The organism is Pseudomonas sp. H26/SER47-MNA-CIBAN-0231, assembly GCF_040310465.1.
GTDB classification, from domain to species: Bacteria; Pseudomonadota; Gammaproteobacteria; order Pseudomonadales; family Pseudomonadaceae; genus Aquipseudomonas; species Aquipseudomonas atacamensis.
In genome coordinates, this window is the sequence record NZ_JBEOPW010000002.1 from 193,037 (window position 1) to 207,675 (window position 14,639).

At 60.9% G+C, this 14,639-nt stretch carries 12 protein-coding genes; 5 read left to right on the forward strand and 7 right to left on the reverse strand.

Features of this window, described 5'->3' with window-relative positions:
- Nucleotides 1-19 precede the first annotated feature (19 nt).
- The 5 genes from cmaX to AAEZ10_RS03795 all read left to right on the forward strand — a co-directional run bounded on the left by cmaX (nucleotide 20) and on the right by AAEZ10_RS03795 (nucleotide 3,977).
- Nucleotides 20-1,015 carry a divalent cation transporter CmaX gene (gene cmaX / locus AAEZ10_RS03775; RefSeq protein ID WP_073473971.1) on the forward strand — a complete coding sequence of 332 codons (996 nt, stop codon included), beginning with the start codon at nucleotides 20-22 and terminating at the stop codon, nucleotides 1,013-1,015.
- A gap of 63 nt (nucleotides 1,016-1,078) precedes the next feature.
- Nucleotides 1,079-1,327, forward strand: a complete 249-nt coding sequence (locus AAEZ10_RS03780) for a hypothetical protein (RefSeq protein WP_003223293.1) — start codon at nucleotides 1,079-1,081, stop codon at nucleotides 1,325-1,327.
- Nucleotides 1,328-1,329: 2 nt separating this feature from the next.
- Nucleotides 1,330-2,154 carry a mechanosensitive ion channel family protein gene (locus AAEZ10_RS03785; protein ID WP_016773831.1) on the forward strand — a complete coding sequence of 275 codons (825 nt, stop codon included), beginning with the start codon at nucleotides 1,330-1,332 and terminating at the stop codon, nucleotides 2,152-2,154.
- Between the two features lie 90 nt (nucleotides 2,155-2,244).
- On the forward strand, nucleotides 2,245-2,835 hold the full coding sequence (gene sigX, locus AAEZ10_RS03790; RefSeq protein ID WP_016773832.1) for an RNA polymerase sigma factor SigX: 591 nt from the start codon (nucleotides 2,245-2,247) through the stop codon (nucleotides 2,833-2,835).
- Between the two features lie 107 nt (nucleotides 2,836-2,942).
- The gene (locus AAEZ10_RS03795; RefSeq protein WP_071171582.1) at nucleotides 2,943-3,977 is read left to right on the forward strand and encodes an OmpA family protein; all 1,035 of its coding nucleotides are present in this window, start codon (nucleotides 2,943-2,945) and stop codon (nucleotides 3,975-3,977) included.
- 69 nt (nucleotides 3,978-4,046) lie between these two features.
- Here the strand turns inward: AAEZ10_RS03795 and cobA are convergent, their stop codons facing one another.
- The 7 genes from cobA to AAEZ10_RS03830 form a co-directional block, all read right to left on the reverse strand.
- Nucleotides 4,047-4,817, reverse strand: a complete 771-nt coding sequence (gene cobA, locus AAEZ10_RS03800) for a uroporphyrinogen-III C-methyltransferase (RefSeq protein ID WP_350567758.1) — start codon at nucleotides 4,815-4,817, stop codon at nucleotides 4,047-4,049.
- Nucleotides 4,818-4,830: 13 nt separating this feature from the next.
- Nucleotides 4,831-7,554, reverse strand: coding sequence for a nitrate reductase (locus AAEZ10_RS03805; RefSeq protein ID WP_350567761.1), 2,724 nt, complete (start codon nucleotides 7,552-7,554; stop codon nucleotides 4,831-4,833).
- Entirely contained in the window at nucleotides 7,554-7,871 is a 318-nt protein-coding gene (gene nirD / locus AAEZ10_RS03810; protein ID WP_016773836.1) for a nitrite reductase small subunit NirD, read from the reverse strand. Before nirD ends, AAEZ10_RS03805 begins: the two co-directional genes overlap by 1 nt.
- Nucleotides 7,868-10,321 (reverse strand): nitrite reductase large subunit NirB, encoded by a 2,454-nt coding sequence (gene nirB, locus AAEZ10_RS03815; RefSeq protein WP_350567764.1) that lies wholly within the window; start codon nucleotides 10,319-10,321, stop codon nucleotides 7,868-7,870. The genes nirD and nirB overlap by 4 nt, the downstream gene beginning before the upstream one ends.
- A gap of 418 nt (nucleotides 10,322-10,739) precedes the next feature.
- Nucleotides 10,740-12,410, reverse strand: a complete 1,671-nt coding sequence (locus AAEZ10_RS03820; RefSeq protein WP_350567767.1) for a bifunctional protein-serine/threonine kinase/phosphatase — start codon at nucleotides 12,408-12,410, stop codon at nucleotides 10,740-10,742.
- 7 nt (nucleotides 12,411-12,417) lie between these two features.
- Entirely contained in the window at nucleotides 12,418-13,629 is a 1,212-nt protein-coding gene (locus tag AAEZ10_RS03825) for a nitrate/nitrite transporter (protein WP_016773839.1), read from the reverse strand.
- 431 nt (nucleotides 13,630-14,060) lie between these two features.
- Nucleotides 14,061-14,636, reverse strand: a complete 576-nt coding sequence (locus AAEZ10_RS03830) for an ANTAR domain-containing response regulator (RefSeq protein WP_056784167.1) — start codon at nucleotides 14,634-14,636, stop codon at nucleotides 14,061-14,063.
- Nucleotides 14,637-14,639 lie beyond the last annotated feature (3 nt).

Sequence of the window (14,639 nt, forward strand, 5' to 3'; positions counted from 1 at the left end):
TTTTCGACAAGGGATGCGGATGTTCGAGGAAGAAAACGCGCAATGGGGGCTGGTGCATGCCCTGGTGCTGGACGGCAAGGGCGGTGCGCGTTCGATAGCCCGGACTGAGCTCGACGATTTGCAGCTGCAGGCCCATGAAAGCCTGTGGCTGCACTGGGATCGCAGCCATCCGCAGACCCAGACCTGGCTGCGCAAGTCCAGCGGGCTCAATGAATTCACCTGCGATCTGTTGCTGGAAGAGAATACTCGCCCGCGTCTGTTGCCATTGCCCGACTCCGAGCTGCTGCTGTTTCTGCGCGGGGTCAATCTCAACCCGGGCGCCGAGCCGGAAGACATGGTCTCGGTGCGGATTTTCGCCTCGGCTCAGCGAGTGATTTCCCTGCGCTTGCGTCCGTTGCGGGCTACGGATGAGTTGCTGGCGCTCCTCGTTGAGGGCAAAGGGCCGAAAACTTCTTCGGAATTGATGCTGTATCTGGCGCAGTTCCTCACCAATAAAGTGCAGGATCTGGTCACATGCCTGTCGGAAGTGGTGGATGAAGAGGAAGAAAAACTCGACGCCGACGAACGGTATACCCCCGAGCATGGGGCCATTTTGCACATCCGCCGCAGAGCCGCTGGGCTGAAGCGTTTTCTCGCCCCACAGCGGGATATTTTCGGACAGCTGACGCGGATCAAACTGCCGTGGTTCGTCGAAGACGACGCCGACTACTGGAACGAATTGAACAACAGCCTGACCCGTTATCTGGAAGAGCTCGAATTGACCCGAGAGCGCGTGGGGCTTGTGCTGGAGGCCGAAGACCGGCGTTTGAGCGTGCACATGAACCGCACCATGTACCGCTTCGGCATTATTACCTGCATCTTTTTACCGATGAGTTTCATCACCGGTCTGCTCGGCATCAATGTCGGCGGTATTCCGTTCGCCGAAAGCCCGTATGGGTTCCTGATCGCCTGCCTGACGGTGCTCGCCCTGGCATGCGGCCAGTGGTGGTTGTTCCGTCGATTGCGCTGGGTGTGAACATGGCGCATGTGACCCGAGTAAATCTGCCCGCGTCTTTCACAGACATCACGAGAGGTGCGTATGCACGATCCGTTTGAACAGTCTTTGCGCGACATGCTCAACGCTTCGCCGTCCAGCCGCGACGACGATGCGTGCCTTGGCCGCGTACTCAAAACCGCCAACCGCCAGGTCGGCGCCGGTGATCTGTTCAGCCTGCTGGGCCGCTGGCTGCCCGCGCTGATGATCGCCCTGAACAATGGCTCGGCGCATGTCTCGCCGGTTTCCCGTCTTCGTAAAACCACTGCTCGCACTGCTGATAAGGCTGATTGAATATGGAACTTGATCTCTGGACTCAGAGCCTCGTCACTGCAATGACTGCGTTGTGGACCAAAGTCGCTAACTTCATTCCGAACCTGTTCGGCGCACTGGTTGTGCTGCTGTTGGGTTTCGTCGTGGCCAAGCTGCTCGACACCTTGCTCTCCAAATTGCTCGCCAAACTGGGCCTCGATCGCCTGATGGGCGGCACCGGGCTGACCAAGCTGATGTCGCGCGCCGGGCTGCAGGTGCCGATCTCGACCTTGATCGGTAAAATCGTCTACTGGTTCGTTCTGCTGATTTTTCTGGTATCTGCGGCAGAATCCCTTGGCCTTGAACGAGTTTCAGCTACGCTGGACATGCTGGCGTTGTATCTGCCGAAAGTATTCGGCGCCGCGCTGGTGTTGCTGGTCGGTGTGCTGCTCGCGCAACTGGCCAACGGGCTGGTGCGCGGCGCAGCAGAAGGCGTAGGCCTGGACTACGCTTCGGGGTTGGGGCGGATCGCGCAGGGGCTGGTGATCATCATCAGCATTTCGGTTGCGATCAGCCAGCTCGAGGTCAAGACCGACCTGCTGAACCATGTGATTGTCATCGTATTGATTACCGTTGGTCTGGCAGTTGCGCTGGCCATGGGTTTGGGAAGCCGGGAAATCGCCGGTCAGATTCTTGCGGGAATCTATGTGCGTGAGCTGTACGAGGTTGGGCAACAAGTGCGTGTTGGCGAGGTCGAAGGCCAGATCGAAGAGATCGGCACGGTTAAAACCACATTGCTGACCGATGAGGGTGAGCTAGTCTCTCTCTCCAATCGGATCCTGCTGGAACAGCATGTGAGTAGCCGCTAAACCGGCAAACCCTGCTAATGTATGCCGCCGCAAAATGCCAGCCGAGGCTGGTTGTGGCGGACATTGACCTGACTGTCGGCACGACTTGTTTTGAATAAAGCCCAACCGCTATCCACGCGCTACGACCCCCGCGAGCTCTCTGATGAGGAGTTGGTCGCGCGCTCGCATACCGAGCTGTTTCACGTAACGCGCGCCTACGAAGAGTTGATGCGGCGTTACCAGCGAACATTATTTAACGTCTGCGCGAGATATCTTGGGAACGATCGCGACGCAGACGATGTCTGTCAGGAAGTGATGCTGAAGGTGCTGTACGGCCTGAAGAACTTCGAGGGGAAATCGAAGTTCAAAACCTGGCTTTACAGCATCACTTACAACGAATGCATCACGCAGTATCGGAAGGAACGGCGTAAGCGTCGCTTGATGGACGCTCTCAGTCTGGACCCTCTTGAAGAAGCGTCTGAAGAAAAGGCGCCGAAGCCGGAGGAGAAGGGTGGGCTTGATCGCTGGCTGGTGTATGTGAATCCGATTGACCGCGAAATTCTGGTGCTACGATTTGTCGCAGAGCTGGAGTTTCAGGAGATCGCAGACATCATGCATATGGGTTTGAGTGCGACAAAAATGCGTTACAAACGCGCTCTAGATAAATTGCGTGAGAAATTTGCAGGCATTGCTGAAACTTAGTTCAGCGCAAATATCTCTTACGTGTAGGCAAGTTCTGATAGACTTGCCGCCGAGTTGTCCCCCGGTTTGCGGGACTGCTTCACAATCACCAGATGGGGATTTAACGGATGAAACTGAAAAACACCTTGGGCTTGGCCATTGGTTCTCTGATTGCCGCCACTTCGATCGGCGCTCTGGCACAAGGCCAAGGCGCAGTTGAAATCGAAGGCTTCGCTAAGAAAGAACAATTCGACAGCGCTCGTAACTTCAAGAACAACGGCAACCTGTTCGGCGGTTCGATCGGTTACTTCCTGACCGACGACGTTGAACTGCGTCTGGGCTACGACGAAGTGCACAACGTACGTGCCGACGATGGCAAGAACGTCAAAGGCGCTAACACCGCTCTGGACGCTCTGTACCACTTCAACAACCCAGGCGACATGATTCGTCCATACGTTTCGGCCGGTTTCTCTGACCAGAGCATCGACCAGAACGGTTCGAACGGTCGTAACCGTTCCACCTTCGCCAACGTTGGCGGCGGTGCCAAGCTGTACTTCACCGAGAACTTCTACGCCCGTGCCGGCGTTGAAGCTCAGTACAACATCGACCAGGGCGACACCGAGTGGGCTCCTAGCGTCGGTATCGGTGTGAACTTCGGTGGCGGCTCCAAGCCAGCTGCTGCTCCAGTTCCAGCACCTGCTGAAGTCTGCTCCGACAGCGACAACGATGGCGTTTGCGACAACGTTGACAAGTGCCCGGACACCCCAGCCAACGTAACCGTTGACGCTGATGGCTGCCCAGCAGTTGCTGAAGTTGTTCGTGTTGAGCTGGACGTGAAATTCGACTTCGACAAGTCGGTAGTCAAGCCAAACAGCTACGGCGACATCAAGAACCTGGCTGACTTCATGAAGCAGTACCCATCCACCACCACTACTGTTGAAGGTCACACTGACTCCGTCGGTCCTGACGCTTACAACCAGAAACTGTCCGAGCGTCGTGCAAACGCCGTTAAGCAAGTTCTGACCAACCAGTACGGTGTTGAATCGTCCCGCGTTCAGTCTGTTGGCTACGGCGAATCCCGCCCAGTTGCTGACAACAAAACTGACGCTGGCCGCGCTGTAAACCGTCGCGTAGAAGCGCAGGTTGAAGCTCAAGCTAAGTAATTAGCTGCCGCTGATGGAAAAGCCCGGCTCAGGCCGGGCTTTTCTTTGTCTGCGATTTGGCTTTGACGCTTAAAGCGCCTGCACGTTGTACGCCGTCCCGGAGCTGCCGAAGGCTGCGATCTTTTGCTCTTCCACGACAGCAGCCACCGCGCCAATCACCAGAATCGCCGGGCTCTTCAATTCAAACGCCGAGGCATCCTCAGCCATCGCAGTCAAATCACTGCGACATTCACGCTGATGCGCCAACGAGGCGTTTTCGATCATCGCCACTGGCGTATGCGCCGCCATTCCTCCGGCCAACAGCTGATCACGAATCTCGCCCAGCTTGGCCACGCCCATGTAAACCACCAGCGTCGTCCCGCCTTGCGCCAGCGCCTGCCAGTTCAACTGGCTGTCATCCTGGGTGTGCGCAGTCACCAACGTTACTCCGCGTGCCACGCCACGCAACGTCAGCGGAATATCGCATTGCGTCGCCCCGGCCAGACCGGCGGTGATGCCATTGACCAGTTCCACTTCAATCCCCCGCTCGCGCAACCACTGCGCTTCTTCGCCACCGCGCCCGAAAATACACGGATCGCCGCCCTTCAGGCGCACCACGCATTTGCCCTGGCGCGCATAACGCAGCATCAGCCGATGGATAAACGCCTGCGGGGTCGAACGGCAGCCGCCGCGTTTGCCCACCGGGATCACCCGCGCAGCCGGGCAGTGCTCCAGCACCGCGTCGTTGACCAGATCATCGATCATCACCACATCGGCCTCGCGCAACGCGCGCACCGCTTTGAGCGTCAGCAACTCCGGATCGCCAGGGCCTGCGCCCACCAGCCAGACTTTCGCATTCATGGTGTTGTCCTCGTTAAATGACCGCGACCGGCCGCGCTTCGGCAGCCAGCAGACGCTTGATTTCCGGCACGCAGGAACCGCATTGCGTACCGCATCGGAGATTGTTTTTCAGGCCTTGCAGATCCAGTCCCTGGCGAATGCCGGCGCAGACTGCGTTGAGGCTGACGTTTTCGCAATTGCACAAGGTCTTGTCGGTCGCAATGGCGCCGACAGCGCCCGGCGGCGCGCCCGGCGGCGCGCTCATCGGCGCGAGCAGCCAGCGCCGCAGTTGTTGGTCGGCGCGGCCCTCCAGCCACAGGCTTTGCAGCCAGTGTTGCGCAAGGGTTTCGCCGGCCAGGCGAATCGCAGTGATACGGCCGTTCTCGATGCGCACCCGCTTGCCAATGGCGCGACGCGGATCGTCATAGGCCAGAACCGGGCCATCCAGCAAGGACAGGCATTGGTCGATCTCGCCCAGCAGCTGTGGATCCGGCGCCTCGGCGTGTGCAGCGCGTATCAGCAACGCTGGCCGGTCACGACCGACAAGGCTGAGGCTGACGTAGGAAAACGCCTCGCACAGCGGTCGTAGCGTCTCGAAATGCCGTTGAACATCACCCTCGATCAAGGCGAACAGCTGCCACGGCAGGTTGACTGCCTCCAGACGCACGCCGCTGTGCTTGAGCTCCGGTTGTTTGGACAGTGGATCAAAAGCCGGCAAGGTCAGCGTGTTGACGCCGCCCTTGAGATAGCGATCGCCCCAGTGCATCGGCAGAAACGCCTGGCCCGGACGCACGCTGTCGTCGTTGCCGACCGCAACAATCACCGCGCCACGGCGGCTTTTCAAACTGACCAGATCGCCGGGCTGCAAGCGGTGCCGGCGCATCTCGTCCGGGTGCAGGCTCAGCACGGCTTCGCTGACGTGGCCGAACAATTGCGCGGCGGTGCCGGTGCGGCTCATGCCGTGCCACTGGTCACGCAGGCGGCCGGTGATCAAAGTCAGCGGGAAGCGCGCGTCGCGTTGTTCCTTGGCGGCGCGGTACGGATCCGCAATGAACTGCGCGCGGCCATTGGCTGTAGGGAAAATGCCGTCGCCGTACAAGCGTGGCGTGCCTTGCCGGGCGCCGGCAGGGAAGGGCCATTGCTGCGGACCGATCTGGTCGATCAAGGCATGACTGATCCCGGACAGATCCAGGTCTCGCCCACGGGTCAGCGCTTTGAATTCATCAAACAACTGCGAAGGTTGATCGAAAGCGAACAGACTTGGCTGCTTGGGGCGCAGACGTTTCTCCAGACGCTGTGCGAAATCCACCGTGATTGCCCAGTCCGGCCGCGCTTCGCCCGGTGCGACAACCGCTTTGCGCACGTGGGAAATGCGCCGCTCGGAGTTGGTCACCGAACCTTCTTTCTCGCCCCAACTGGCGGCGGGTAACAGCAGGTCGGCAAACGCAGCGGTTTCGGTGGTGCGAAAGGCTTCCTGCAACACCACAAACGGGCAGGCCTCAAGCGCTGCGCGGACTGCGCTCTGGTCTGGCATCGATTGCGCTGGATTGGTACAGGCAATCCACAGTGCTCTGATTTTGCCGCTGCGCAGGTTTTCGAACAGTTCGATGGCGCTCAGGCCCGGCGCCTCGGGCAAGCTCTCCACGCCCCAATACGCCGCCACCTCGGCGCGATGCTCCGGGTTGGCGGCATCGCGGTGACCGGGCAGCAGATTGGACAGACTGCCGGTTTCCCGCCCGCCCATCGCATTTGGCTGACCCGTCAGGGAGAAAGGTCCTGCACCGGGCCGGCCGATTTGCCCGGTGGCCAAGTGCAGATTGATCAGCGCGCTGTTCTTTGCGCTGCCGGCGGTGGACTGATTCAGGCCCATGCACCACAGCGACAGGAAGCTCGGCGCCGTGCCGACCCATTCTGCGCATTGCTGCAGTTGCTCGATGCTGATGCCGCACAGTTGCGAAACCATCTGCGGGGTGTAATCGCGCACCAGCGTCTTGAGTTCGGCGAGGCCTTCGGTGTGCGCCTTGATGAAATCGCGATCGATCCAGTCTTCCCACAGCAGCAGATGCAAAATCCCATGGAACAAGGCGACATCGGTGCCCGGAAGAATCGCCAGGTGCAGGTCAGCCAAATCGCAGGTGTCCGTGCGACGCGGGTCGATAACGATGACTTTCATCTGCGGGCGACGGGATTTGGCTTCCTCCAGCCGACGAAAAAGTACCGGATGGGCGTAGGCCATGTTACTGCCGACGATCATCACGCAGTCGCTCAGCTCCAGGTCTTCGTAACTGCACGGCGGCGCATCGGCACCGAGGCTGCGTTTGTAGCCGACCACCGCCGAGGACATGCACAGCCGCGAATTGCTGTCGATGTTGTTGGTGCCGACCAGCGCCCGCGCCAGTTTGTTGAAGGCGTAGTAGTCCTCGGTGAGCAACTGCCCGGAGATGTAGAACGCCACGCTGTCCGGGCCGTGTTCGGCGATGGTTTCGGCAAACACGTTGGTCGCGTGGTCGAGGGCGGTATCCCAGTCAGTACGGCTGCGCGCCAGGCCTTTGCCCAGGCGCAGTTCCGGGTACAAGGCGCGGGTGGCGAGGTCGCCGGTCAGGTGCAGCGTCGAGCCTTTGCTGCACAGTTTGCCGAAGTTGGCCGGGTGCGCCGGATCGCCGCTGACGCCGAGGATGCGCTCGCCGTCATGCTCGATCAGTACGCCGCAGCCGACCCCGCAGTAACAGCAGGTCGAGGCGGTCGTCTGGCGGTTCATCAGATGGCGTCCCGCAGGGCCAGTTGCACCCGGCCATTCTCGACCCGCGCCGGATGGTGATGGGCACAGCCGATGTCTGGCGCCTGAGCTTCGCCGGTTTCCAGGTCGATCTGCCAGTTGTGCAGCGGGCAGGCCACGCGCTTGCCGTAGATCAGGCCTTGCGACAGCGGGCCGCCCTTGTGCGGGCAGCGGTCATCGAGGGCGAAAACCTCGTCGTCGCTTGTACGAAAAATCGCGATGTCTCCTTTCGGCCCGGCAATGATCCGCGAACCGAGGGCGTTGATCTCTTCCAGCGCACAGATATCGAGCCAGTTCATGCCGGCACCTCCAGGTTTTTCACGGGGATCACGTCGAATTCTTTCTTCAGTTGCGGCTGCGCCAGGCGCTCTTTCCATGGGTCCTGTTCGAACGACAGGGAGAATTGCAGGCGCTCATTCAGGGCCTTACGCCGCTCGGCGTCTTCGAGCACGTTCTTCTTGATGTGCTCCATACCGACCCGTTGCAGGTAATGCACGGTGCGTTCGAGGTAGAAGGCTTCCTCGCGGTAGAGCTGCAGGAATGCGCCGTTGTATTCGCGGACTTCCTCGGCAGTTTTCAGTTTGACGAAGAACTCGGCGACTTCGGTCTTGATCCCGCCGTTGCCACCGATGTACATCTCCCAGCCGGAGTCGACGCCGATAATTCCTACGTCCTTGATGCCCGCTTCCGAGCAGTTCCGTGGGCAACCGGACACCGCCAGCTTCACTTTGTGCGGCGACCACATGTTGAACAGGTCGTGCTCGAGTTCGATGCCCAGTTGCGTCGAGTTCTGCGTGCCGAAGCGGCAGAACTCGCTGCCGACGCAGGTTTTCACGGTGCGGATGGATTTGCCGTAGGCGTGGCCGGACGGCATGTCGAGGTCTTTCCACACGCCGGGCAGGTCCTGTTTCTTGATCCCCAGCAAGTCGATGCGCTGACCGCCGGTGACCTTGACCATCGGCACGTTGTACTTGTCGGCCACATCGGCGATCCGCCGCAGTTCCGATGGATTGGTCACGCCGCCCCACATGCGCGGCACCACCGAATAGGTGCCGTCCTTCTGGATGTTGGCGTGGGCGCGTTCGTTGATCAGACGCGATTGCGGGTCGTCCTTGGCTTCGCCCGGCCAGGTGGAAATCAGGTAGTAGTTGAGCGCCGGGCGACAGGTCGCGCAGCCATTGGGCGTGCGCCAGTTCAGGTAACTCATGGTCTCGGCGATGGTCAGCAGGTGTTCCTGACGGATCGCGTGACGAATCTGCCCGTGGTTGAGGTCGCTGCAACCGCAGATGGCTTTTTCGCTCTTCGGTTTGACGTCCGCCGCGCCGCCCACGGTATTGATCAGAATTTGCTCGACCAGACCGGCGCAGGAACCGCAGGAGCTGGCAGCCTTGGTGTGTTTCTTCACTTCATCGACGCTGAACAGGCCGTGTTCCTGAATCGCCTTGACGATGGTGCCCTTGCACACACCGTTGCAGCCACACACTTCGGCGCTGTCGGCCATGACCATGGCTTTGTCCTGGCCCTGATGTCCTACGTCGCCTAAAGCGTTTTCGCCGAACATGAGGTGATCGCGGATCTCGCCGATGGCGTGATTCTCACGAATCTGCCGGAAATACCAACCGCCATCTGCCGTATCGCCGTACAGACAGGCGCCGACCAGCACGTCATCCTTGATCACCAGTTTTTTGTACACGCCGCCGATCGGGTCGGAGAGGGTGATGGTCTCGGTGCCTTCGCCGCCCATGAAGTCGCCGGCGGAGAACAGGTCGATGCCGGTGACTTTCAATTTGGTCGAAGTCACCGAGCCCTGATAGCGAGCGAAACCCAGTTGCGCGAGGTGATTGGCGCAGACCTTGGCTTGTTCGAACAGCGGCGCAACGAGGCCGTAGGCAATGCCGCGATGGCTGGCGCATTCGCCGATTGCGTAGATGCGCGGGTCGTAGGTTTGCAGGGTGTCGTTGACCAGAATCCCGCGATTGCACGGAATGCCGGCCTTTTCTGCCAGTTCGGTGTTGGGGCGGATGCCGGCGGCCATCACCACCAGATCGGCAGGAATGATGTCGCCGTTCTTGAACTGCACCGAACCGACCCGGCCATTGCCGGCATCGTGCAGGGCTTGGGTCTGTTCGCACAGGCGAAAATGCAGGCCACGGGATTCCAGCGCCGATTGCAGAAGCTGGCCGCTGGTCTTGTCCAGTTGCCGCTCCAGCAGCCATTCGCCGAGGTGCACCACGGTCACGTGCATGCCGCGCAGCATCAGGCCGTTGGCCGCTTCGAGGCCGAGCAGGCCGCCGCCGATGACCACGGCGTGCTTGTGGGTCTTGGCGGTGTCGATCATGGCTTGGGTGTCGGCTATGTCGCGGTAACCGATCACGCCCTGCAAGGTGTTGCCGGGGATTGGCAGGATGAACGGGGTCGAGCCGGTGGCGATCAATAGACGGTCATACTCGGCCTCGGTGCCGTCCTCGGCGATTACCCGGCGCTTGACCCGGTCGATCTCCACCACTTTGCGGTTGAGCAGCAATTTGATGTTGTTTTCCAGGTACCAGTCGAGGTCGTTGAGGACGATCTCTTCGAACGTCTGCTCGCCGGCCAGCACCGGCGACAGCAGGATGCGGTTGTAGTTGGTGTGCGGTTCGGCGCCGAAGACGGTGATGTCGTAGAGCTCGTCGCTCAGCTTGAGCAGTTCTTCCAGGGTACGCACCCCGGCCATGCCATTGCCGATCATCACCAGTTTGAGTTTTTTCATCAGGTTCTCCGGGAGCTGCGGCTGGCCTCTGGTGGGCCGTCGGGCCTTGCTCGACAAATTTTGCGCAAACAAAAAAAGGCGTCCCGCTAGTTGCCTAGCGAGGACGCCTTTGTCCTGGTCCCGTTCTCTCGGGAAGCGCAGCCTTCGTCGTTGAAGGTTGGGCTTTATGTATGGTGAAAAGGGTAATGCAGTGGTTGTGCCAACTCGGGGGGACGCGTATTTATTGGGGATTGGGGTTGTGACAGGAGATTTTTTTGCACCGAATCGAGGCGTGTTGCTCGTTCGTGGCGCGTTAATTCTTGGGGTTATGCGGTGTGAAGCCGAATGCCTTCGCGAGCAGGCTCGCTCCCACAAGGTGTCTGCGAACGACACCAATCCCCTGTGGGAGCGAGCTTGCTCGCGAATGGCGCGGCGCGGTTCAACTGTGAAACAACAAAACCAGCAGCACCACATTCCCCAGCAACGCCACCAACGCCATGGTCCGCCAGACCTTCAACGGCTCTCGCTCGAGTAAAGGCCGGGGCCGCATACTCAAACTTTGCCGCTCACCCTGTTCCAGCACCAGCAGCCACTCTTCAGCGGTTTCGAAGCGTTGCTGCGGATCGGCGGCGACGCCGCGTTCCAGACTTTGCGCCAGCCATTCCGGCAAGTCCGGGCGATAGCGACTGGCACTCACCGGCACGCCGAATCGGGGCCGCTGAAACGCTTCGATCTCGCCATAGGGGAAATGCCCGGTGAGCAGGTAATAGAGAGTGACGCCGACTGAGTACAAATCCTGCTGCGCACTCGGTGGTTCGCCGCGAAACGCTTCCGGGGCGATGAAACCAGGCGTTCCCGGCAGGGTCGACGGCGCGTCCTCGGACAGTCCCGGGCAATAAGCCAGGCCGAAATCCAGCAGGCGCAGCTCGCCATCATCCCCCAGCAACAGGTTTTCCGGTTTGATGTCGCGATGCAGAATCTGCCGCCGATGCAGCAGCCCGACCGCGCGCAATAGCCGTTCGGCGATGTCCTGCCACTGCGCCAAAGGCAACGGGCCGCTATGTTGAAACACGTCGGCCAGCGTCGTCCCGGCGTATTCGCGCATGACGTAATACAAATGCTGACGCTGAGTGCAGGCATGGATTTGCGGAAAATGCCGGCCGGCCACGCGCTTGAGGAACCATTCTTCCGACAGCAGCGCCTGCCCGGCTTGCGGATGGTCGGCCAGCCGCGTCGGCAAGGTCTTCAACAGCCAAGGCTGGCCCTGACTATCGAGCACGCGATACAGCAATGATTGCTGGCTCTGGCCGATGATGCCTTGCACCTGCCAGCCTTCAAACGCTTGACCGGGTTTCAGCGTTGGCGGCAGTGGCCATTGCTGCAATTGCACCAGCGCATCGCCAATGCTCGCTTCGCCCAGCGCATCGACGCGCACCAGCAGGGCACTGGCATTGTCCTGACTGCCGGCCAGATGCGCGGCGTTGACCAAGGTTTGCGCCGCGCTGGGCAGATCCGCTTGATCACGCAGAATCGCCGCGATTGCGGTATCGCCCAGGGTCGACCAGACGCCGTCGCTGAGCAAAACGAAGCTTTCGCCCTCACGCAGTTCGCCGTCGAGGAAATCCAAGACCAGATGCTGATCGAGCCCGAGCGCACGCTTGAGCACGTGTTGCATGCCCGGTTGCTCCCAGACGTGATCCTCGCTGATGCGCTGCAAGCGCTCGGCGTGCCAGCGATAGACCCGGCAATCGCCGACGTGGGCGAGGGTGAAGCGTCGACCGCGCATCACTAGCGCGCTGACCGTGGTCAGCAACGGTTGCCCGCCGCCGTTGGCCTGCAGCCAGCGATTTTGCGCGAGCAGCAGGCGATCTAGCGCTTGGGCCACGCTCCAGGTTTCCGGCGTCGCGTAGTAGTCCTGCGCCAGCGCCTGCAAGGTCGAACGCGCGGCGAGGCCGCCATCGGCGCACTGGCTGACGCCGTCGGCGATGGCGAACAGATAACCCTTGCTCACCGCCAGTGCCGGCGCCGGAGTCACCGAACGCAGGGCGTCCTGATTCTCCGCGCGCGGGCCGGTGGCGCTGGCTTCGGCGAAGCTCAGTTGCAGGGCCATTGAGGCCTCAGACCCGCGCCGCTGTCACCGCCGCCGAGCCCCAGGTGGTTCTCCAGCGACGCTTGACGCCGTGCAGGCCAAACCAAGCCAACACACCCAGGCTGGCGAACAACCACAGCGCCAGTTGATAACTGCCGGTGCTTTGCTTGATCGCGCCCATACCGGCGGCGAGGGCGAAGCCGCCGATACCGCCGGCCATGCCGATCAACCCGGTCATCACGCCGATCTCCAGACGAAAACGCTGCGGCACCAATTGGAAAACCGCACCGTTGCCAGCACCCAAGCCGAGCATGGTGCAGACGAAAAGCGCCAGCGCCGCGTAGGAACTTGGCAGATTGAAGCCCACCGCTGCGATGCAGATGGCTGCGACGGTATACATCGCCAGCAAAGTGCGGATGCCGCCGAAGCGATCGGCCAGCGCGCCACCCAATGGCCGCATCAGGCTACCGCCGAACACGCAGGCAGCGGTGTAATAGCCGGCGGTCACCGGGCTCAGACCGTATTGATCGTTGAAGTAACCGGGCAGGGCGCTGGCTAGGCCGATGAAGCCGCCGAAGGTGACGCTGTAGAAAAACATGAACCACCAGCTGTCGCGATCACCGAGGGCCTTGAAGTAGTCGGCCATGGCTTTGGGTTTTGGCCGCTGCGGGGCGTTTTTTGCCAACAGGGCGAACAGCACCAAGGTCAAAACCAGCGGGATTAGGGCGAAACCGAAAACATTGCTCCAGCCGAACGCGGCGGCAATCACTGGCGCCAGCAGCGCGGCGAACACGGTGCCGGAGTTGCCCGCACCGGCGATGCCCATGGCTTTGCCTTGGTGCTCTGGCGGGTACCACTGCGAGGCCAGCGGCAGGGCCACGGCGAACGACGCGCCGGCCATGCCGAGGAACAGGCCGAGGATCAGCGCCTGTTCATAACTGTGGATGCCGAGTTTCCACGCACCGAACAGCGCGCAGATGACGATGACCTGGCCGATCAGCCCGGCGGTCTTCGGCGACAAGCGATCAGCGAGCATGCCCATGGCGAAGCGCAACACCGCGCCGGCCAGAATCGGCGTGGCGACCACAAGGCCGCGTTGCTGGGTGGTCAGGTGCAGGTCGGCGGCAATCTGCACCGCCAGCGGGCCGAGCAGGTACCAGACCATGAAGCTCAGGTCGAAATACAGGAAGGCCGCGAACAGGGTCGGGGTATGGCCGGATTTCCAGAAGCTTGAATTCATCGCGCACCTCGGCTGAAAAGAGTCTCGAAAGGAGTCATGCACAGCAGGTGGAGCGCCTCACGGCCGCACCACCGGCCCCGCTCTATGGGGCCAAAACGCAAAAACGCCGCTACCTGATTCGCCGAGGGGCGAACGGGGTGAGCGACGTCTTTGTCGTAGGTGGGGCAACCGCCGTTGGTTACCTGTGCGTTTTACTTAGCGAGATTTGTGCCAACAGCTGAAAAGCAAAAGCCCCTCACCCTAGCCCTCTCCCAGAGGGAGAGGGAACCGAGCGGGGGATGGCCGCATCATTTGCCGATCTGAACGATTTCGAGTGAATCCATAATCGACTCGGTCGTTCAGGTCGGCGGACAGCGCCAGACAACGCGGTCGGTTCCCTCTCCCTCCGGGAGAGGGCTAGGGTGAGGGGCTCTTGATTTGCAGCGAAAACTTCAGCCCAGCAACTCACTCATGGCAATGATCTGCTCCGCCACCTGAATCAGCTTCTGCTGGCGGCTCATCGCCTGGCGGCGCATCAGCGTGTAGGCCTGTTCCTCGTTGCAGTCCTTCATCTTCATCAGCAAACCCTTGGCCAGTTCAATGCGCTTGCGCTCGGCCAGTTGCTGGTCACGGGCCTGCAATTGCGCGCGCAAGGCCTGGTCACTCTCGAAGCGCGCCATCGCCACGTCGAGAATCGGCTGCAACCGTTGTGCGTGAATGCCTTCGACGATGTAGGCACTGACCCCGGACTTGATCGCCTGACGCATCACCCCCGGGTCATGTTCGTCGGTAAACATCACGATCGGCCGGGGCTGGTCGCGGCTGACCAGCACCACTTGCTCCATGACATCACGGCTCGGTGACTCGGTATCGATCAGGATCACGTCCGGGCGCACCGTTTCGACGCGCGCCGGCAGGTCGATGGTCAGGCCGGACTCGTCGATTACCTCGAAGCCGGCCTCGGTCAGCGCCGCTTTCAGGCGTCCGACTTTTTTCGCGGTGTCGTTGATCAGCAGAATGCGCAACATGTT